The sequence below is a fragment of the Mesorhizobium sp. WSM4809 genome (assembly GCF_055811655.1).
Genome location: NZ_JBVVQW010000011.1, coordinates 1 through 19,861 on the forward strand (window position 1 = coordinate 1; position 19,861 = coordinate 19,861).

The 19,861-nt window shown below is 63.0% G+C and carries 14 protein-coding genes; 7 read left to right on the forward strand and 7 right to left on the reverse strand.

The features are described from left to right. Window positions 1-141 precede the first annotated feature (141 nt). From AC0L24_RS23450 to AC0L24_RS23460, 3 genes are read right to left on the reverse strand one after another with little or no spacing between them, the layout of a single operon-like run. Complete coding sequence (locus AC0L24_RS23450) at window positions 142-852, reverse strand: 4'-phosphopantetheinyl transferase family protein (RefSeq protein WP_473564180.1); 711 nt, start codon at window positions 850-852, stop codon at window positions 142-144. Beyond that, window positions 849-1,316, reverse strand: a complete 468-nt coding sequence (locus AC0L24_RS23455) for a GNAT family N-acetyltransferase (protein WP_245481699.1) — start codon at window positions 1,314-1,316, stop codon at window positions 849-851. The genes AC0L24_RS23450 and AC0L24_RS23455 overlap by 4 nt, the downstream gene beginning before the upstream one ends. 14 nt (window positions 1,317-1,330) lie before the next feature. Next, window positions 1,331-5,455, reverse strand: coding sequence for a Pls/PosA family non-ribosomal peptide synthetase (locus AC0L24_RS23460; protein WP_473564181.1), 4,125 nt, complete (start codon window positions 5,453-5,455; stop codon window positions 1,331-1,333). A 261-nt stretch (window positions 5,456-5,716) separates the two neighbouring features. Between AC0L24_RS23460 and AC0L24_RS23465 the strand changes: the two genes are divergently transcribed. Next, window positions 5,717-6,325: a BA14K family protein gene (locus AC0L24_RS23465; RefSeq protein WP_292703760.1), complete on the forward strand. Its 609-nt coding sequence runs from the start codon at window positions 5,717-5,719 to the stop codon at window positions 6,323-6,325. 89 nt (window positions 6,326-6,414) lie between these two features. After that, window positions 6,415-6,762: a DUF2934 domain-containing protein gene (locus AC0L24_RS23470; RefSeq protein WP_292703762.1), complete on the forward strand. Its 348-nt coding sequence runs from the start codon at window positions 6,415-6,417 to the stop codon at window positions 6,760-6,762. 411 nt (window positions 6,763-7,173) lie between these two features. Here AC0L24_RS23470 and AC0L24_RS23475 read toward each other — a convergent pair whose 3' ends face one another. From AC0L24_RS23475 to AC0L24_RS23490, 4 genes are all read right to left on the reverse strand, one after another. Further along, window positions 7,174-8,130: a DMT family transporter gene (locus AC0L24_RS23475; RefSeq protein ID WP_292703765.1), complete on the reverse strand. Its 957-nt coding sequence runs from the start codon at window positions 8,128-8,130 to the stop codon at window positions 7,174-7,176. Window positions 8,131-8,691: 561 nt separating this feature from the next. After that, window positions 8,692-11,685, reverse strand: coding sequence for a nucleotidyltransferase family protein (locus AC0L24_RS23480; protein ID WP_292703768.1), 2,994 nt, complete (start codon window positions 11,683-11,685; stop codon window positions 8,692-8,694). Beyond that, window positions 11,666-12,100, reverse strand: a complete 435-nt coding sequence (locus AC0L24_RS23485) for a hypothetical protein (protein WP_292703770.1) — start codon at window positions 12,098-12,100, stop codon at window positions 11,666-11,668. The genes AC0L24_RS23480 and AC0L24_RS23485 overlap by 20 nt, the downstream gene beginning before the upstream one ends. A 277-nt stretch (window positions 12,101-12,377) precedes the next feature. Next, window positions 12,378-13,238 (reverse strand): hypothetical protein, encoded by an 861-nt coding sequence (locus AC0L24_RS23490; protein WP_292703772.1) that lies wholly within the window; start codon window positions 13,236-13,238, stop codon window positions 12,378-12,380. A 411-nt stretch (window positions 13,239-13,649) separates the two neighbouring features. On the opposite strand from AC0L24_RS23490, the gene minC reads away from it, so the two are divergent. The 5 genes from minC (at window position 13,650) to AC0L24_RS23515 (ending at window position 19,782) form a co-directional block, all read left to right on the forward strand. Further along, window positions 13,650-14,465, forward strand: a complete 816-nt coding sequence (gene minC / locus AC0L24_RS23495) for a septum site-determining protein MinC (protein ID WP_292703774.1) — start codon at window positions 13,650-13,652, stop codon at window positions 14,463-14,465. Window positions 14,466-14,532: 67 nt separating this feature from the next. Continuing rightward, window positions 14,533-15,348, forward strand: coding sequence for a septum site-determining protein MinD (gene minD / locus AC0L24_RS23500; protein ID WP_013530671.1), 816 nt, complete (start codon window positions 14,533-14,535; stop codon window positions 15,346-15,348). Next, window positions 15,345-15,617: a cell division topological specificity factor MinE gene (gene minE, locus AC0L24_RS23505; protein WP_023813379.1), complete on the forward strand. Its 273-nt coding sequence runs from the start codon at window positions 15,345-15,347 to the stop codon at window positions 15,615-15,617. The genes minD and minE overlap by 4 nt, the downstream gene beginning before the upstream one ends. Before the next feature lie 178 nt (window positions 15,618-15,795). Further along, window positions 15,796-18,000: a sensor domain-containing diguanylate cyclase gene (locus AC0L24_RS23510; protein WP_292703778.1), complete on the forward strand. Its 2,205-nt coding sequence runs from the start codon at window positions 15,796-15,798 to the stop codon at window positions 17,998-18,000. Between the two features lie 315 nt (window positions 18,001-18,315). After that, window positions 18,316-19,782 carry a coiled-coil domain-containing protein gene (locus AC0L24_RS23515; protein ID WP_128289003.1) on the forward strand — a complete coding sequence of 489 codons (1,467 nt, stop codon included), beginning with the start codon at window positions 18,316-18,318 and terminating at the stop codon, window positions 19,780-19,782. Window positions 19,783-19,861 lie beyond the last annotated feature (79 nt).

The window sequence follows — 19,861 nt, forward strand, 5'->3', positions numbered from 1 at the left end:
CCTCCCGGCGGACAAGAAAACTGTCACCCATCTAATCAGTCCATTCTGTTACCTATCTATCCGGTTCGGACACCGGCCCCTCTCTCCCCGTCACTATACGGGGAGAGATGTCCGGCAGGACAGTGAGGGGCAGCGCCAACGTCAACGATTGCCGCGTTCGGCTAGGAACTCATGACGCCGTAGCGCAGCAGAATAATCGCGCAGACCCCAAACCCCATCTCCATCGACAAACGCCAGCACCACCACGCGCGGGGCAACGCAGTAGGCGAGGCTGGCCTTGCGGCCTGTCTTCGTCGTCGCCTGGCCTGCGTTCAGGTCGACGGTGATGTCCTCATAACCAAGCACCTCGCGATCGAGCGGATAGACGGCCTTGTAGACGGCTTCCTTGGCGGCAAAGAGAATGCGGCCGGCAAGATGCCGGTCGGCTGCGTCCGTGCGGTCCGCGGGCGTTGTCACGAGCGCCAAAATATCATCCGGGAGAGGCTGCGCGGGCTCGACGTCGATGCCGAGCGAGGCGATATCGCCAATCGGTGCAATCGCCGCCACCGCCATGTCGTCGTCGTGAGCGAGCGAACCGGTTATCCCGTCGGGCCAGACCGGCGCGCCCGTTGGCGCGCGCAGGATGGCGACGTCGCCGGCGCCAAGCTCCGCCAGCAGTCCGTGCGCGATCCACCGGGCCGCGCCGCTGGCGCGCCGCATGGCCGGTTGACGCGCGGCGATGGAGTTCGCTTCCCCGGGCAGCAGATGGCCGTCGTCGCCATCGCGTATAAGCCGGCATCCGACCCGGATACTCTTGGGTGCGATGGCGGTCATCGCTTCGGCCAAGGCGATCTCCCCGGGCAGCCGCGTCACGGCTCGTGCGTCCGTGCCGGCAAAGCGAGATCGGCGATCATCTCTCCGTCCTCGTCGAGCCCTTCTTCGACGAAACCGGCGCTGCGATAGAGGTTTCGCGCCGCATCATTCTCCAGTTCGTAGCAGATCGAAACGTGGCTGATGTGGCCGAGCCCCTGGATTTCGCCCAGCACTTCGCGCAGCGCGGCCTTGCCGTAGCCTTTGCCTTGAGAAGCGCGGTCGATCATGAAGCGGTAGATGCGCGCCTCGTCGTCATCCTCGGGCGCCTCGTACATGAGGAAACCGACGACACGGGTCCCGGCCATGACGACGCGTGGCCGCGCGTCTGCGTCGGTTTCGGCTTCTTCCAGCGACGCCGCATTGCCGGCGACGAAATCCCTCTGCTTCGGGGCGAGTTCCAGGGCCGTGACCAGGGCACGGTTGGCCTCGGTCACGGCAACGAGACGGATGTCTCCGGTGTTCAAGCCGATGCCCTTTTTCAAGCCGATGCCCGGGCCGATGCCTTGGAGCCATCGTCGGTGATCGGCTCGACGAAGCGGTGCAGCTTGGCCGGGTTGCCACGCCATATGGAGTTGGGCTCCAGCTCTTCGCCCTTCATGACGAAGGAGTCGACATCGACCACCGAGCCTTCGCCCATCACGACGCCGTAGTGGACAAAGGCTGAAGGTCCGAGCGTGCAGCCCTTGCCGATGCGGATGAAGTCGGACTTGAAGGCGCCTTCCTCCAGCGAATGGGCCTGGATGACGCAGCCCTCGTTGAGGGTGGCGTCGTCGCCGATCTCCACCAGCGAGCGTTCGGTGAGGTTGCTGCCGCCGTCATAGACCCGTTTGCCAACCTTGACGCCCAGCATGCGCAGGATCATCGGCCGGAACGGCGTGCCGGCGAACAGCCGCACGATCGGCGAATCCGCCAGCTTCCAGTGGCGTTCATGGCGCCAGAACGCGACGTCGTAGATGGTCGTCATTTGCGGCTTCAGCCGGCCGAAACCAAGGCTTGCCCGTTCCACGAAGATGTAGAACGGAATGGTGATCGCCGAAGTCAGGAGCACGGCGACGAACAGCGCGACTTCAGCCCATTCGGTATAGTAGTTCAGCGCCCGGTCCCAGATCGCCAGCGTGGCGAACAGCATGATCCATTGCGTTGCCACGAACAGCAGGATCGTCACCAGATTGTGGCGGTTCTTGTGCGGGATGCGCCGGCGCCGGTCGTCTTCGTCGACGCCCGCGATGAGTTCCTTGTCGCGGTTCACCATGCGCGGGATTTCAAAGGCAGGGGAACCCAGAAGCCCGACATTCTCGCGCAGCGGCCCGTCGATGGGGATCATCACCTTGGTGCCGAGCAGGACGTTGTCGCCGGTGCGCCCGTCCGGCGGATAGTAGATGTTGTTGCCGAGATAGTTGCGCTCGCCGATCCTCGTCGGCTCGAGCCGGAAGGCGGAGGCGGATTTGTGCATGTTGATCATGAACAGCCCGTCCGACACCATGGTCTCGGTGCCGATCTCGCACAGAAGCGGGTTTTCGTGCTGCTGGTTGGAGCCGAAATTGGAGCCGGTCTGCACCACTCTGTTGAGGTTCCAGCCGATGGCCCTGATATAGTGCACGATGGCCGAGCTGTCGCCGAACAGGAGACCTAGCACGCGGGAGTTGCTCGAGAATTCGGCGACCGTCTGCAGCCAGTAGCGAAAGCCGTAAAGCGTGTAGGTGCGGCCTGGCTTCAGGATCAGGTTTGTCAGGCGCGGCACCAGCGTCGCCGCCAGGAAGGCCACGGCGATGTAGCCGAAAAGCGTGACCGTGGTGCCGATCGCGACGACGCCGATGGTTTCCTGGTAGTCGTCGCCGACATTTTCCCAATAGCTGTGGAACAAGAGCGGCAAGGGAGTGACGATGGCAAACAGCCCGATCAGCTGCACCGCTTCGAACAGGAAGCGCCTGATGTTGGACGGATCGACATTGCGCACCTTGCAATAGTCGGCCGTGGTCGGCACGGCCGGCGAGCCATGCCAGCGTTCGCCGTCGGGGATGCTTTGGCCGCGATGCAGCGAGGACGAATGGCCGAGCTGGGCGCCGTCGCCGATCCTGGTGTCGATGTCGAGCGTCGAGCCGACGCCGACAAAGGCATCGCGGCCGATGGTCAGCGGCCCGGTGTGGATATAACCGGACTGCGCCCGGAAGCCGAGGATCATGGATTCCTTGCGCAGGATGGTGTTGGCGCCGATCGAGATGAGATCCGTGCAGACGGGCACGGATTTCGATTCGATGACGGCGTTCTTGCCGAGCTTGGTGCCCAGAAGCTGCAGGTAGATGCTGTAGAGCGGGCTGCCGCGGAACAGCACGACGGGGGCGGTGCGGATCAATGTCTTGACCACCCAGAAGCGGAAGTAACGCACGCCCCAGATGGGAAACGCCTCCGCCTTCCAGCGGCCGACCAGCACCCATTTGGCGATGACGGCAAAGCCCGACATGCCGAAGAACACGGCGGCAGAAAGCGCCACGCACCTGATGTAGAGCTGCAGCGGATCGTCGAGCGCGTCATACATCCAGTTGAGGCCGTCATTGACCGCCCACAGGGCGCCATAGCTGTAGAGCGCGTAGAACAGCAGCTGTGCGGCGCCGCAGGTCCAGTAGGCGAAATTCGAGGCCCGGCGGGTGAGGACGGGCTCGTTGGTGGCCGTCGTCATCTCGTCCGCCACGCCGAGATGCAGCGCCAGCCGCGCCACGGTCGGATGGAGATAGATGTCGCGCATCGACGCCGTCGCCCATTGCTTCCTGGTGCGCAGGCGCGCGCAGAAATGCGCCATCAGCAGCGAGTTGGCGCCGAGATCGTCGAAGAAATTGTCCTCGACGGACACTTCTTCGAATTTCAGCACCGCGGCCAGCGCGTCGGCCATGAAACGCTCGTCGTCATTGCCGGGCGCGACCATGGCGCGATCGCCCGAAAGCCGCACGCTTGTCGGCTTCGGCAGCTGGCGCAAATCCACCTTGTTGGAGACCGTCATCGGGATAACAGGCAGTTCCTCCAGATAGGAGGGCACCATGTAGTCGGGCAGCCGCCGTTTCATCGTCGTGGCGAGGTCGGCGCGCGAGATCGACGGTTGGCCGGCCTTCGCTGCGAAATAGGCGACGAGTTCGACGCGGCCGGGCTCGATCTCCCAGGTGGTGACGGCGGCCTGGGCGATTTCAGGCTGGTCGAGCAGCACCGCCTCGATCTCGCCGAGCTCGATGCGGTAGCCGCGGATCTTGACCTGGGTGTCGATGCGGCCGGCATACTCGATCTCGCTTTGGTCGTTGATGCGGCCAAGGTCGCCCGTGCGGTAGATGCGCCTGGACGGATTGTTTGGCAGGCCGACGAAATCGGCGATGAATTTCTGTTCGGTCAGCTCAGGCCTGTTGAGATAGCCGACCGCGAGCCCGATGCCGGCGATGCCGATCTCGCCCAGTTCGCCGGGCTCGGCAAGCTGCGGCAGCGATGCGTCGAGGATGACGATCGAGTAGGTCGGCAGCGGCGCACCGATGGTGACGGGGCTGTCCGGCGTCAGCGCGCCCATTGTGGCGGTGACGGTCGCCTCGGTCGGGCCATAGGTGTTGAGGATCTGTCGGCCCGGCTTCGACCAGCGCACCACCAGATTGTGCGGGCAGGCTTCGCCGCCGACCAGCAGCGTGCGCAGGCTGGGCACATCCGACGTCATCGACGACAGCAGCGTCGGGCTGCAGGCGATGCAGGTGATGTCGTGGAGCCGCAGGAAATCGGCCAGTTCCTCGCCCACCAGCGGCATCTGGCCCGGTGCCGGCACCACCGTCGCGCCGGCGACGAACGGCACCCAGATCTCCTCGGAGGAAAAGTCGAAGGCAATGGTCATGCCCTGGTAGACGCGGTCGCCCGGCCGGTAGCCGTAGGAGGCGGCGGCGACGCGGATGAAGTTGACGAAACTCTGGTGCTTGATGACCACGCCCTTGGGCTTGCCCGTGGTGCCCGAGGTGTAGAGGATGTAGCAGGTGTCCTCCGATGAAGCGGCCTTCGCATGCGGCTTCAGCGGCGCGTCGGACTGTCTGGAGATTTCGGCGGCAGTGCTGTCGATCAGCAGATGCGGAACCGGCAGCTGGCCGGCCCGCGACGCATAGGCGGCGATGGTGACGATCAGGCTGACGCCGGCGTCCTCGATGATGAGCGCCATCCGCTCCTCGGGAAACGCGGTGGCCAGCGGCACGAAGGCAGCGCCCGCCTTCATCAAGGCGAGCAGCGCGACATAGGTCTCCGCCGAGCGGTCGAGAATGAGGCCGACGCGGTCGCCCGGCCGCACGCCGCGCTTGACCAGCAGGCGGGCGAACTGGTTGGCCCGGCTGTCCAGTTCCCGATAGGTCCAGACACGCCCGTCCGAGATCACCGCCGGCAGCGCTGCAAACATGTCGGCGAGCTGTTCGAAGACGGTGTCGAGCCGCTCGCCGGGCAGGCCTTGCCGGGCAAAGTCGGCGCCCGTCAGGATCTGCCCGCGCCTGGCTGTCGCGGGGGCCGTTCTTACCGGCGCGTCGACACTTGCCAGGCCGCTTTCCAGCCCCGATCGTTCCGCGTCCAGTTCGGCGATATCGACACCGTGATCCATTTCCATGCTTTCCCGTCCAGGCCGGGCATCGCCCGGCACGGCCATTTTTCCAGTTGTTGTGGGATGCTTATGCCATCCGATCTTTTCGGCAGTTTTTCCGAACTGTTGAATATTGTTTCTGGAGTGTGTCTGGGCGCTCCTTTGAGCCTCCCTTGGCGGCGCTTGCCGGGCGCGCTCGGCGGCAACGCGAGAGGCGTGCGCCCAGCGTTTTTCTGGAACCAGCCTTGAGGCCCCGCATTCTATGAGCAGGGACTTAAGGAGCGTGTCGTGAAAGCGGTTTTGGGACTGGTCTGCGGCTTCGTGCTGACCCTTGCGGTCTTCGGCAGCGGACTGGGTTTTGCGGCCTGGCTGCTTGCCGCAAAGCCGCCGCGCCAGGCGACGGCCACCGTCAGCGTGGCGGAGCTGTGGACCAAAAAAGCGCGGCCGGTGAACAAGGCCGGGCAGGGGCTCGAACGCCTGCCGGCCAAACAGTCCGCGCCGCCCGACATCCCCGCCAAACCGCAGGAAACACCGCCGGACCCGACGGTCACCGGCGCCATCGCGCCCACGACGACCGACCTGCCGCCTTCGCATCTCGCCTGGTGCGCCAGCCGCTATCGCTCCTACCATCCGGACGACAACAGCTACCTCTCCTACAGCGGGCAGCTGCGTCGCTGCGTCTCGCCCTATCTCCAAGCCGCCGGTCAGCCTGTCCCGCCGGTTGCCGGCGATGGCGACGAAAACGGCGCCGGCCTGGGCGTCTACGTTGCCGGCGATGGCGGCGAAGCACTTTCGGCCGACCATGTCGATTACTGCTTCAGCCGCTACCGCTCCTACCGCCCGGAAGACAACTCCTACCAGCCCTATTCCGGCGGGCCGAGGCGGCAATGCCAGTAGCCCCGCGCGCCGCACGATCCGATCGCGCGGATTTTCCGGAGCGTCCGCATTGGCGCGGCGTTCAACCCTGAACCCAAGGAGGACTGACCATGAGCGACGACCGGGACGACAGAATTCGTGAGCGCGCCTACCACATCTGGGAACGGGAAGGCCGCATGCAAGGCGACCCTGAGCGGCACTGGCACCAGGCCGAGGCCGAGATCGACCGCGAGTCGGCCCTGCCGCTGACGGCGGATGACGCACTGCCCGAAACCGGCGAGATAGCCAGCTCCGACGTGCTGGAGGTTGAGGCGCTGGCGGTGCGCACCGGCATATCGGGCGACGAGGCGCAGGAACTGCTCGACCGCCTGGGCAATGACCGCGCGGCAATCGAGCAGGCCGCCCGCAGCCTCAAGGCCAAGAGGCGGCGAAACCCCGATGAGGGACTGGCGAAATGATCAGAGGCTGAAGGACAGAAATACCGTTGCGAGGGGCTGGCCGATCACCCGGCCCGAAAGCCCGCGCCTCTGGCGGAGGACGCGGGCCGATCGGACGGCCGATCTTCGGCAGGCGATGGAGGGCACCACCTGCCGCATCCATTAACAATTAGCTCTAGCTAATGTTCCGTCAAGTTGGATCTGAATTTACTTTCGTTCGAATGTCTGCCTCCGCCGCAGTTGCGCCGCTGGCCTTTGGTGGGAATGCATGTGTCCGGGCAGGCAGTTTGTGTCGGTGTCGATAGGAATTTTTTCTTGACCGGTGAGAGCAGCTATGCTACATTTTTGCCTATGGTGCTGATTTGCGCCAGTGACCCGCCGCCCATGCGGGTTTTTTGTTGACCCGCCGCACAGCCGTCACTCGCCAGACTTCTACGCCACGCGGGGTTGAGCCGGCCTGGGCTTGACCATTGTGGCAAGCACGATGCCGGCGACGATGAAGGCCGCACCGACCAGATCGTAATCGTGCAAGCCCTCGCCGAGCAGCAGATAGGCGAGCATGGCCACGAACACCGTCTGCAGGTAGAGCAGCATGCTCGCCCGGCTCGCGCCCAGCGTTTCCACGCTCTTGTTGTAGAGATAGTACATCAAGGCGCCGCCGGGACCTGCCAGATAGGCGAGCGCGAGAAGGCTGTGGGCGTTCATGGCGGAGCGTTCGTCGTTGAACAATTCCCACAGATGGAAAGGCAAGGCGACCAGCGCACCGGCGCCGAGCAGCAGCACGACCATCGGCAGGAGTTCGATGCCGAATTTGGCACGGCGCAAAAGCACGGTGTAGAGGCCCCAGCAGAACGCGCTGCCGACGATCCACAGCTCGCCGGCGTTGACCTTGAGTTGCAGCAGCGCCGTCAAATTGCCGTGGGCAACGATGAAAATCATCCCGGCAAGCGCAACCAGCGCGCCAAGCGACTTCCACAGCCCGAGCGGCTCGCCAAGCACGAAACGGGCGAGCACCATCGTCATGACAGGCGACAACGCCATGATGATGCCGGCCGTGGTGGCGTCGGTGTGGTTGAGGCCATGGTAGATCATGCCTTGGCACAGCGTCAGGCCGATCGCCCCCACGGCGACGACCTCCACGGCGCGGGTTCGCAAAAGCCCGATCATCGCGCCGTGATGACGGTGCACGATCGGCAGCAGGATGGCGCAGGCAAGCGTCAGCCGCCAGAAGCAGAGGCCCCAGGGCGGCATTTCAGGCGCCACCCATTTGGCCGCGATATAGACACCAGCCGAAAGCAGCCAGCACAGGATGGCGGCCGGATAGCCGGCCAGGGAGGATATGGGGCGCACGGGTTGCGCGGCTTGATGCGCTATCGGCACTGCCTGCATGTCATGCCCCCTTCGATGACCTCGGCCAGACGGGGCAACATAACCTGTGTCGTTGGGTCGTGCATCCGTTTTGAAAAGGTAAGAAGGAATCTGAGCAGCCGCCCGCAGCCTCAAGGCCAAGCGAAAATCCTGATCAGCTAGGAGAGCGAGATGATCCGGAACCTGAAAGGCGGAAAATACCGGCTTTATTCGCGCAAGAAGGATGAAAAGACCGGAAACGGCGGAATTTGGGGCGTTCGAGACGCGGGACGCGGTGGAGAAGCATGAGCGGGAGGTGCAGTATTTTAAGCGGGGGTGAGGGGAAGTTGTGGAGTTGTTCGTCGCTTTCCTCTTACAGTTGCGATGGCGATACACCACACGCTACCGTGGCCCAAATCTCTCTAAGTACAACGGCAGCAATGCGCCTCGAAGTCGTCATTGAACGTGCTCGCTGTCGATCCCGAAAGCCGCCCTTCTTTCATTTCCATCAAGCGAGGCGCCGTGATGGTAGGTTCTGCGCGGGCGACGGGAATTCGCAGGCGTGGCAGCCAAAAACTTGGCTGGATGGCCACTGTCGCAGTTCTACTCCTCATAGGCGATCTTACGCATCGCGATGGAGCGGTCGGCGCGGCGGCGTTCCATCGCGAGCTGGTTGTCCGCCGATTTGACAAAGCTCGTGGCAAACGCGCGCACCGCCTCATTCTCATCTGCCTCCCATTCGGCGACCAGTGCTTTGCGCGCCTCCTGAGCTTCGACGCTGCCATATTCACCAACGAGCACGCCGCTCGAATCGATGACGATGTCGACAATACGCAGCAACTCGTCTTCGGCGGGCAGGAAGCCGACGATCGCGCGCAGCAACGGGTGCAGGAACTTCTCGCCCTGGAATGCGCGCAGCACCGACAGCACGAAGTCGATGCCTTCTCGGCTCTCTTCGATCTGGCTGTAGAGTAGCGGGTAAAGCGGATGTTCGAGATTAGGGAACAGCTGTGCGATCAGGCGCCCGCCGCGAAACTCAGAAAAGCTTGGGTCGGCATCGAACCAGCGCCGCGCCGCCGCGACGATCTCGACCGGCGCAGCCGCGAGCGGTTCCTGTAGATAGTGGAGCGCATGCGGCAGGTCCTCGTACCGGAAATCGCCGGTTTCGCGCTCATGCAGGAAGCGCCGGCCAATTAGATCGATCACGGCCTGGGCGTGCTCGTGTGCAATCACAGCCAGCAGCGCTTCGCCATTGGTGCCGAGGCGGGGCACGTCGATTATAAGCGCGAGCAGCGGCTTGACCTGTTCGACCGACAATCCCTTGAGCAACCCCAACTGATCCCAGTTGAACATGCCGCCGACCCAGCCAAACAATCCGCGGGACGACAGCGACTGGACCGCCGGCAGGAAGATGGCGTCGAACAATTCGTCCGGATGCTTGGTGGACTGCCGCGCAGCGGCCACCGCGACATTGTGGAGGATCTGATCGTCTTCCGCAGCGAGACCTTTGGCGGCGATGGTCGCGAGCAGGTCGAACCGGAACGCCTCGGCGAACTGGAGATACCAGGCAATCGACGAGAGATGCTTGTCTTCGGCGACCCAGGTTTCGATCCGCGGATTGATCGCAGCACCATGACCCGCGTCCGACAGGCCATGCAGCATGCCGGGCAGCCAGTTGGCGAGTCGGTCGTTCAGTCGCGGCATCCAGTCGAGCAATATGTCCGGCTGAGCTGTGGCGAGCTTTTTGATGAACTCGTGCAAGCCGAGGAATGTCGCCATATCCTCGCTACGGGTTTCGACGAACCGCTCGAGCCGCGCGAGCCACTCGTCGGCGCTCGCCGTATCGACGCTCGCCACCAAGGCGTCGATCCCGACGGAGCGCTCCTTCGCCGCCGCTTCATAATCGAACCCGGGCTTCGCCCACATGATTGGGGTCACGCTGTCGTGCCCGACGAGCAACCGGTAGCGGTCGAAATCGGGATCGCCTTCCAGCGCTGCGCGGCACACCGTGATCGCGTCAACCAGCCGGCCTTGGGCAGCGACCAGTTCGGGTTTGTCCGCCATCCCCGGCGGCAGTGCGTGATACGCGTAGAATTTATGATGCAGATCAACCTCGATCTGTCGCCTTGCTTCTAGGCCGAGGTCGGGCACCACCGCAGTGAAAAACCCGACGACATGCGCAAGATCGTCCATGATGACCTGGCCGAGCAGGTCGGTATAGCCGGCGTTGTTCGGCGTATTGCCTGCAGCGAGCATGGCGTGGCGGACGTCCTCGCGCGCGGCGTCCTTGCTCAGCAGACCGTGCAGGCGCTCGAGCTGGTGCAGTGCGTCGCGCCGCATCGCCTTGAGGTTTTCGGTCACCCCAACCGACCCGGTATGCAACGTCACGGAATCAGCCTGCCAGCTAGTGCCCGTCACCGTACTCGATAGCGCCTCGCGCAGCATGATGGTAGCACTGGGCGCCGCCGCGACGAGGGCCGCATCCTCAAGGCCTGCGATCTGGTCGACCAGCAGTCGCTGGAGCCCCGGTCCGACCTGCTGCCAAGCGCGCCGATCATGTTTCGCGAAATGCTGGGTGAGATCGTCGATCGGCTTGCGCTCGTCCTCGGTCGCGGCCGCCCGGCGCATCGCTATCAGCGCATCGAACATCCGCTCGGGGCTCGCATAGAGGAGATAGCCGCTCTGGAGAATGCGGCAGATCTTGGCGATCACCGCGCCGCTCTTGATCCCAGGATATTCGCCGAAATAGCTTTTGTTTGGCACGTCAGGCATCGCCGCTGTGCGGATTACGGCATCCGACAGCGTGTCGATAATCTCGGGAGCGGCCGCGATATAGTCGTCATAGTTAGGCAGCACATAGTTCGAAAATTTCTCGACGGCGTCGTCGAGGGAATTGCGATCAGCGCAGGCGCGGATCACGCCAAGCGCATCGCTGTCGAACATCGCCTTGCCGTCGCGCAATTGCGCATAGTCACTCGCGATCTTATCGAACGCATAACCCGCAGGCTGGAGGAACTCCTGCATCACCTTGCGCAGCCGTTTGCGCATTGCCTCGATCTTGGCGGCCCCAAACCCCACATCGGTCATCGGCTTATAGATCGTGTCGTGCGCCATCTCCGCCCACGCATGATCGAGGATCGTCTGGACCTGAATCTCGCAGCGCAACCCGGTGAACCGACGATACTCGGGAAGCGCACAGCGAGCATCGCTCAGTGTCACCAGCCAGTTCTCGGAGATGAAGAACTCGGCGCCGTCTTCCTTGCTGTCGGGGTAGTGGATTTTCGAGCGATCATAATCGACCGTGAAATTCTCGCGCAGGATGCCGCTCTGCCCAAAGCGGTGTACATCGCCATTGGTGTAGAAGATGAGACGGCAGCCCGAGACGTCCTTGGCGATATCGCCGATTGCCGCATCGGCTGCCGCGTTGGCCTTGACGAGCTTGGCGCGCAGCGAGTCCGCTTCCTTGGCGCGATGCTGGATGTTCTGCAGCCGCAAGTCGTTGTGCTCGGCGACCGCCGCTTGGAGGATCGCCGCCGCCGCCTCTGCAAAGTCGGTATAGAGCGCGCGGCCGCCATTTTCATATTCGTCGATGTTCATGCGGCGCTCCCTTCTTCTTTGCCTTGGCCGGCGGCGTGCAAGCTTGCTGCGCAAAATAGGTACCGGTGCCGGTCACGACAGTTGAGCGCTGGTCGAAATGGTATCCCCAGTCGATCAGCGTCTCTTGATCGTCGGTGGTCGGTAGGCTCGTTTCATAGACGAGCGCTAGGTAGGACGCGTTCTGTTGCGACCAGAAATATTTTCCTGTCAGCACCGTCGCTCGGAGTAACCGGAGCTTACGGATCAACGCGGGAAGGAGCGCCGATAGGATCGGCTGCGCAGCATAACAGGAAATGCCATCCCAACCGGCAGCTTCTGATTTTTGTGTCCAGTAGTCGACGCTGGCCCAGCCCTTCTGGTCCCACTCATTGTTGAAAAGGCTTTTGCCTTCATTCCATATCAGCACGCGGCACACGGCAATCAGAGATCCAGCAGGATCGTCGTCGGGATGAGCGTTTGAATAGCGTCACTTGCAAAAAGGATGGGTGCGGCGGCCGAAAAACACGGGGAGGAAGGCGGAGGGCGGTGACCAGTTCATAGCCAAGGGGGTCGCGGTCACCGAGACGAACATGCCCTCGAAGAGGCAAATATCGAAGAAGACTCTTGGCGGTGGCGCCCGCAAACATGGACAGGCAAACGCACCACCTAGGTGCAGTCGTCTAATCGACTCCCTGCCTCTTCGGGAGCTTTTTCTATTCTTTGACAACCTCCACGCCTTCGACATACGGCATGGCCCTAATTCGAGATAGGAGCTTATTCAGGGAATTTTTCGCCCTGGTGTCGTTGGGCATGTCAATTTTTACTGACCCGTCATCGAGCGCCCCTATCAGATAGTCCTGCAGAAGCCCACGAACCGCTTTATCGACAGTTCGCTCGACCTGGCCAGCGTGCTCCTTTTTGGTTTTCACGAGTAACCGCAGATTCGGAATGCCTGGCGTATTTCTCCGATCTAAGTTGATGTCCTCAAGCTCATGGCGCTCGTGCACCAGGCTGTTGACGCGGAACCGCAGGTCATCAATCTGCTCTTGAAGCACGCGCTCACGGGGTGTCGCATCCTCGGCGAAGTCCACCTTACCCCGCGCAAACGTCACAGGATTGTCAACTTTATGGTCAGGGCGAACGGCCATTTCGATCGCGTCCTTCAAAGCCATACGAGCAGCCTTCAAGTCCCGGGGCCGGGCGCGCGAGAACTTGATGGACCGGAAGGACGCTATGTCGAATGGAATCCTCTGCCCCTCTAGGTGCATGTGGATGACGGGCTTCTGCGTCATGTGCCGAATCCCAATCTCGTAAAAGGCGTTAGGATTAAGTGTGGTCAGGTCGGCTATCACCAAGTCTGCATCTAGCAGCGCCGAGATGACTTGAGCATCGATGCGACCCGGAATTGTTATGCGGTCTGCCCGCTCGACGCGGTACTCGCTAAAGTCTTCGTCGAACACAGGTTGGATAATTTCTTCGAGCAGCCAGTCGGCGTGAATTCGGTCGTCACTGTCATCTTCACCTATTGGCCCGACGACAAAGCACGACCTCGGCTTTTTCGGTAGCTTCGCCATGCCCACTCCCTGGTCCGCAGTTTGCACCGCTCGGCGTTTGTCATTAGGCCGAGGTGCAACGGCACAACGAGCCAGTTGCATAAAGCTTCTAGCACGACGACGGGCATCCTCAACTTCCAGAAACCTATATTTGTAGGTTTCCCGTAGTTGCGTTAGGTCCTTCGCCAGGAACACTTCGACGAACGACCATCCAGTGTAAACCGTCCGCTTCTGTCAATGTTTTGTTCGAAAACGAACTGACCGCTCTCGGCCCCATCAAGACATTCCGTGCAGCCGGGTAGCGGCCACAACCGGCGTTTTGGCCGACCTCCCAATTTCTCGAGCAACTGCCAAGTTGCGCCCCTCTCCGCATTAACCATTCGTTAACCATTCCCTCGCTAGCGTTTACCTCTCAGTAAGGATTCGCCAGCCGTGACCTTTGCCGCCCCCCTCGAGGCCAAATCCATTCGTTTTCGCGCGCGTTCTTTCGTCGCTTTCACGCTGACGCCCGAAGCGCCTTTGGACGTGTGGCTCGAGGGGCTCGACCACTGGATCGGCAACTCGCCCGGCTATTTTGCCGGGCGGCCGGTGGTGCTTGATCTCAACACCTTGAAGCCCGATGTCGCCGCGATCGAATCGCTGGTCGATGTGCTTGGCCATCGCGGCATCCGCATCTACGCCATCGAGCTCGACGGCCACGCCGCGCTCGCGCCCAACCTGCCGCCGGTGCTGGTCGGCGCCAAGGAGGCGACGACGGATGGGTTGCTGCCCCGCGAGGCGCGGGCGGAGGGTTTCGACAAGGCCGAGGGCAAGGCGCCTGAACAGCACGCCGATGCGGGCAGCGCGGACAAGGCCGACGTCGGCAAGGTTGACGCAAGCAAGGCGGGCGATAGCGAGCCGCAGGTTGCGCAGGAGGCTTCGGGGACGCTGATGATCAAGGCGCCGATCCGCTCCGGCCAGGCGATCGTGCATCCGCATGGCGATGTCATCGTGCTCGGTTCGGTCGCGTCCGGTTCGGAGATCATCGCGGCGGGCTCGATCCATGTCTACGGCACGCTGCGCGGGCGCGCTTCGGCGGGTGCGCTGGGCAACAGGGGCGCGCGCATCTTCTGCCGCAAGAACGAGGCGGAGCTGCTGGCGGTCGACGGCTGGTACGTCACCGCCGAGGAGATGGAAGGCGTTTCGCGCGGCAAGCCGGTGCAGGCGTTTCTCGACGGCGACGCCTTGCGGGTTTCGACGCTGAGCTGACATTCGTTTCGATATTGGGGCGGCCGAGGGCTGCCCGACCAAGAACAACAACAACGGAGGCTTTTCAATGGGCAAGGTAGTGGTGGTCACCTCGGGCAAGGGGGGCGTCGGCAAGACGACCTCGACGGCGGCCCTCGGGGCGGCCGTGGCCAAGACCGGCAAGAAGGTGGCCTTGGTCGACTTCGACGTCGGCCTGCGCAATCTCGACCTGATCATGGGCGCCGAGCGGCGCGTGGTGTTCGACCTCGTCAACGTCATCCAGGGCCAGGCGAAACTCTCGCAGGCGCTGATCCGCGACAAGCGGGTCGAGACGCTGTTCCTGTTGCCGGCCTCGCAGACGCGCGACAAGGATGCGCTGACCGAGGAAGGCGTCGGCGAAGTCATCGACAAGCTGCGCTCGGTGTTCGACTACGTGTTCTGCGACAGCCCGGCCGGCATCGAGCGCGGCGCGCAGCTCGCCATGCGCTTTGCCGACGAGGCGGTCATCGTCACCAATCCGGAAGTGTCGTCGGTGCGCGATTCCGATCGCATCATCGGCCTGCTCGATGCGCGCACCTTGCGGGCCGAGCAGGGCGAGCAGATCGCCAAGCATGTGCTGGTGACCCGCTACGATGCGGCGCGTGCGTCGCGCGGCGAAATGCTGTCCATCGACGACGTGCTGGAAATCCTGTCTGTGCCGCTGCTCGGCATCATTCCAGAAAGCCAGGACGTGCTGCGCGCCTCCAATCTCGGTTCGCCGGTGACGCTGTCGGAGCCGCTCAATTCCGCTGCCAAGGCCTATATCGACGCCGCCAGGCGGCTGGAGGGCGAGGAATTGCCCGTCATCGTGCCCTTCGAGCGCAAGGGCTTCCTCGATCGTCTTTTGGGAAGGAGGGCGGCATGAACCTGCTCGATATCTTCAAGCGGCGCTCCAGCGCCCCGGTGGCGCGCGAGCGGCTGCAAGTGCTGCTCGCCTATGAGCGCCGCAACCGCAGCCAGCCCGACCTCGTCTCCATCCTGCGCGAGGAGATCATGGCCGTCATCGCCAAGCATGTGCAGATCGACCAGGATTATCTGCAGGTCTCGATGGACCGCGGTGAGACCATGTCGACGCTGGAAATCGACATCCAGATCCCCAACAAGAGCGCCGTGCCGATGGCCATGGCGGGGTGACTTAGCAAGACTTGGGTTCCTCGCCCTCATTTCATGGGGGGTGAGGAACCGTGCGTCGTGCGAGGAGCCGCGGCTGGCGTCGTTAGGACGTTGATAAGCATTTGGTAATAAAAGCCGGGAATGAGATGCTGGCTCGATGTGACATGCGCAATGCTGTCGTTCTCGGCGGAGCCATGACATGCGCATCAAGAGCCAGATCATTCTCTCCATGGTGGCCGCCGCGGCCCTGATCGCGCTGGTCGGCGGCGTCGCGATCTTTACGCAGAAAGTGGCGACCAAATCGTTGGGGTTGACCGAAGCGACCAATGTCGCTCGGGAATTGGCCGACACCATCGTCTTCAAATCAACCGATGGGACGCTTTCGCTGCTCGATCGGCCCGAGGCGCTCAAGCAATTCTTGTTGCACCAGCACCGCCGCCTGCACAGGGATTTCCTGGTCCTTGACAGCAACAAGACCATCCTCGCCCATGCCGCCGACGAAGAGCACCAGGTCGGCGATAAATTCAATCACGACCCCGGCAACGAAATCGGCCAGACCCTGGCGGACGGCATTCCGCGCAGATTTGTCGACCCGGAGGAAGTGAACGCCATGCTGGCCGTTCCGATCGAAAATCCCGAGGGTGCGATCATCGGCGCCGTGCTGCTGGAATATAACCCTGTTCTGCAGGCGGCCGAACAAAGCACCAACAGCTTGCTCTGGCTGGTTGGCCTCAGCGCGGCGGCCGCCGTGCTGGTCGCGGCCGGCTTTGCATGGCAGCTGCTCCGCCGTTTCAGCTCTGGTCTCGGGGACATGATGCGCGGCATGGAAGCGCTGGCGAAAGGCAATGCCATGACGCGCATCAGCCACGCCCGCAACGATGAATTCGGGCAGCTGGCCGATGGCTTCAACACGATGGCGGAGCAGCTTGCATCGGCGCGTGCGCATGTCGAGGACATCGTCGAGACGGCTGCCGAAGGCATCGCGGTTCTAGACGGGGACGGCCGGATCGCCAGCGCCAATCCGGCGGCGGCAACGATGATCGGGCGGCGTGCCGACAAGATCGTCGGGCAGCAATGGGATTCGGTGCTGACCATTCGCGATCCCAGAGGCGGCGCGTTCGCCGCCGGCGCTTCTCCCATCGAAATGGCGCTAGCCACGGGCCGCCAGCAGCAGGGCGAAGTGCGACTGGCCAGATCCGACGGCTCGCACCTGCCGGTCATCGCCAGTTGCGGTCCGCTCAGCCGATCCGAAGGCGGCCTCGTCCTTACGCTCAACGACATCAGCGAGCTGCGCCGCGCGGAAGGAGTGGTCAACGAGCGTGCCGATCAGCTGGCACTCCTCAACCGTGAACTGCACGAAAAGTCCGAAACCACGACCCGTCTGGTGAAGCTTGGCGAACTGCTGCAGGCCTGCGTCACCTTCCCGGAAGCATTCTCGGTGGTCGGCACCGCCATGGCCGAGTTTCTCGGTGGCTTGAGCGGAACCGTCCACCTGACCAGCGCGTCGCGCAACCTGGTGGAAGAAATGGCGCATTGGGGCGACGTCCGCTCGAGCGCCACGCAATTCGCGCCGGAAGACTGCTGGGCGCTCAGGCGCGGCCAGGAACATGTCGCCGGCCCCGGCATGCTCACGCCGCGCTGCGCGCATATCACAGAGAACGGCAAGAAGGGCTATGTCTGCATGCCTCTGGCGGCGCAAGGCGAAACGCTGGGCATCCTTCATCTGTGCGAACCGAATGCGGCCGAGAAGCCGCAATGGCTGGCTGAAAGACAGCAGATTCTGCGTGGTGTCGTCGACACGCTGGCGCTCGCCCTGGCCAATCTGCGCCTGCGCGAGACGCTGCGGCAGCAGTCGATCCGCGACCCGAACACCAGTCTGTTCAACCGGCGATATCTCGAGGAGACGAGCAGCCGCGAACTGCGCCGGATGGAGCGCTCGGGCCAGCCGCTGGTGATCATCATGCTCGATGTCGACCATTTCAAGCAGTTCAACGATACGTTCGGCCACGAAGCCGGCGACCTTGTCCTGAAGCAAGTCGCCGCCACCTTGATCGAGCACGCCAGGGATAGCGATGTCGTGTCGCGCTACGGCGGCGAGGAGTTTGCCCTGGTCATGCCGGGAAGCTCGGTCCAGGAAGGTGCCGAGCGGGCGGAAGCGCTGCGCCAGGCAATCAGGAAGCTTCATTTGACGCATCGCGGCCGAACGCTGGGCACCGTTACAGCCTCGTTCGGGGTCGCCGCCTACCCCGAGCATGGCGTGGGCTGGGCCGAATTGACCAATGCCGCGGATCACGCGCTCTACGAAGCCAAGGGTAATGGGCGCGACCGGGTCGCCATCGCGCTGGGCAACGCGTCCGGCGAGCGACCTCCGATCCAGTTGGTACCAGTCCCGAAAAGCAGCTGAGACCGTTTGGGTTAGAGCACTCGGCCCGGCCCTGCGATAGTGATCTTGCGCCTGCCAAGAGATCAGGCGAGCTTCTCCGCTGCCCTCGAGGTCTCGCGCGGGCTCTTCTGAGCGGCCACGGTCTTGCCGTCCTTCAGACCTCCACACCGTCAGAGGAATCCGGCTCTTCCCGGCTGCGGCATTGGTTGTTCGGCCCCCAAATGTCCCAAATTTACCTTTGTGCCGACGGGGCTTCCCCTGCGCAAGCAGCGGATGTAAGGATATATTAGCAATTTGTTAAGTTCGAAGCGAGGTATGCGTAAGGGGAGTTTGGTGATGAACTTCAGAGGCCTGATCAAGCGTGCTGAAGACGTGGATAAAGCGATCCAGGACCTGCAGATCGATCTGGCGGACGCGCTGGATGCAAGTCTCGATGCCGACGACCTGGTGCCGCCAGAGAGCGACGATGTGCCGGATGCCCAGGCGGCAGCCGATGGCGGGCCACCCCAGGCCGACGCGGCAAATGACGACAATGCCGGGAAGGCCGACGCCGCGGGCGATGCGGACAGTTCCGAAACCGCGCCACGGCTGACCGCCCATACACAGACCCGGCTGGCTGCATTGAGCGCCTTCGAGGGTCTCTTCCATGACGCCAGGGACTATCTGGAGGAGATCAACGACAAGCTGTCGGAGATCGGCACCTCGCACCATCTGACGCGCGAATTCCTCAACATCCTCCACAGCGACATCCTGCGCGCCAACGAGCTGGAGGTTGCCAATGCGGCCCTGGCCGCCGAACAGAGGGCGCTGTCGGAGAAGCTGCACGATGCGACGAGAAAATTGCGCGAGCGTGAAGGCGCTTTCGAAGCGCTGCAGCAGCGCGAGACAAGCCTGGTCCAGGACCGGGAGACGCTTCGTGCGGCACTGGCCGCGGTGAGGCTGGAACTCGTGGAGACAGCCAATGCGAGCGCCAAACGCGAAGCGGAGTTCGGCGACATCGCCAAGCGGCTGACCGCCAGGACGGTCGAGGCCAACAGGCGCTTGCGCGAAAGCAAGATGCTGCGCGAAAAGCACGTCAACCTCTCGATCGAACTCGACAAGGCGCTGAAGCGGGAATCGCAGGCGCGCCACAGGCTCGACGAGCTGTCGACGATCCATGCCAGCGAAGCAGCGCGGCTGGCGGAGCTTCTGGCCGCGCTCGGCAAGAGCGAGAAAGAGGAGATGCGGCTCCAGAAGTCGCTCGAGGCCGCACAGGCGAAGCTGTCGGAAACGAGCGAAGCGGCCCGCATGATGGAAGGTGACAAGGAAGCCGAGCTGGCTCGCGGCCAGGCGGAAATGCGCGGGTTGAGCTCGGAGATCCAGAACCTGCAATCGCGGCTGGAGCAAGTGTCGACCGAAAACAGCGAAGCCGCAGGCGAGATCGCCAGGCTCAAGAGCGAACTGAACGACGCCCTGGCCGAAAAGAAGATCGCCGATGAAAGATTGTCCGCGCTGAGCCAGGAGAGCGAAGGCGACAAGATGAGTCTTTCCAAGGTGAACGCCAACCTTTCTCAACTGACGCTGCAACAGGCGTCCGAACAGATACAGTTCGACGTGCAGAGGCAGGAGTGCGAGGACCTCAAGGCAGAAATCGCCTCGCTCAATGCCCGGATCAAGGAACTGCTGCCCTATGAGCGGCTCCACAAGGCCACCAATGGCAGGCCGCCCGAGAATGGCGTGGTCGAGATAGCCGGGGCGATGGCGAAGAAAGCACGGACGACGGGCAGGCGGCGCATGCGCAGGAATGTCGGCGCCGCTTCGTAAAGCGTGTCGCGCCTGAAGGGCTTCAGGCGACCGGCTTCAGGTCTTTGTTTTGTGCATGGGAGGCCGGCACCTCACCCGG

Excerpts from the sequence above, each read along its gene's own strand:
- AC0L24_RS23460 (WP_473564181.1), bottom strand. The coding sequence starts at position 5,455 with ATGGAAATGGATCACGGTGTCGATATCGCCGAACTGGACGCGGAACGA.
- AC0L24_RS23470 (WP_292703762.1), top strand. The coding sequence starts at position 6,415 with ATGAGCGACGACCGGGACGACAGAATTCGTGAGCGCGCCTACCACATC.
- AC0L24_RS23475 (WP_292703765.1), bottom strand. The coding sequence starts at position 8,130 with ATGCAGGCAGTGCCGATAGCGCATCAAGCCGCGCAACCCGTGCGCCCC.
- AC0L24_RS23480 (WP_292703768.1), bottom strand. The coding sequence starts at position 11,685 with ATGAACATCGACGAATATGAAAATGGCGGCCGCGCGCTCTATACCGAC.
- AC0L24_RS23490 (WP_292703772.1), bottom strand. The coding sequence starts at position 13,238 with ATGGCGAAGCTACCGAAAAAGCCGAGGTCGTGCTTTGTCGTCGGGCCA.
- minD (WP_013530671.1), top strand. The coding sequence starts at position 14,533 with ATGGGCAAGGTAGTGGTGGTCACCTCGGGCAAGGGGGGCGTCGGCAAG.
- minE (WP_023813379.1), top strand. The coding sequence starts at position 15,345 with ATGAACCTGCTCGATATCTTCAAGCGGCGCTCCAGCGCCCCGGTGGCG.
- AC0L24_RS23510 (WP_292703778.1), top strand. The coding sequence starts at position 15,796 with ATGCGCATCAAGAGCCAGATCATTCTCTCCATGGTGGCCGCCGCGGCC.
- AC0L24_RS23515 (WP_128289003.1), top strand. The coding sequence starts at position 18,316 with ATGAACTTCAGAGGCCTGATCAAGCGTGCTGAAGACGTGGATAAAGCG.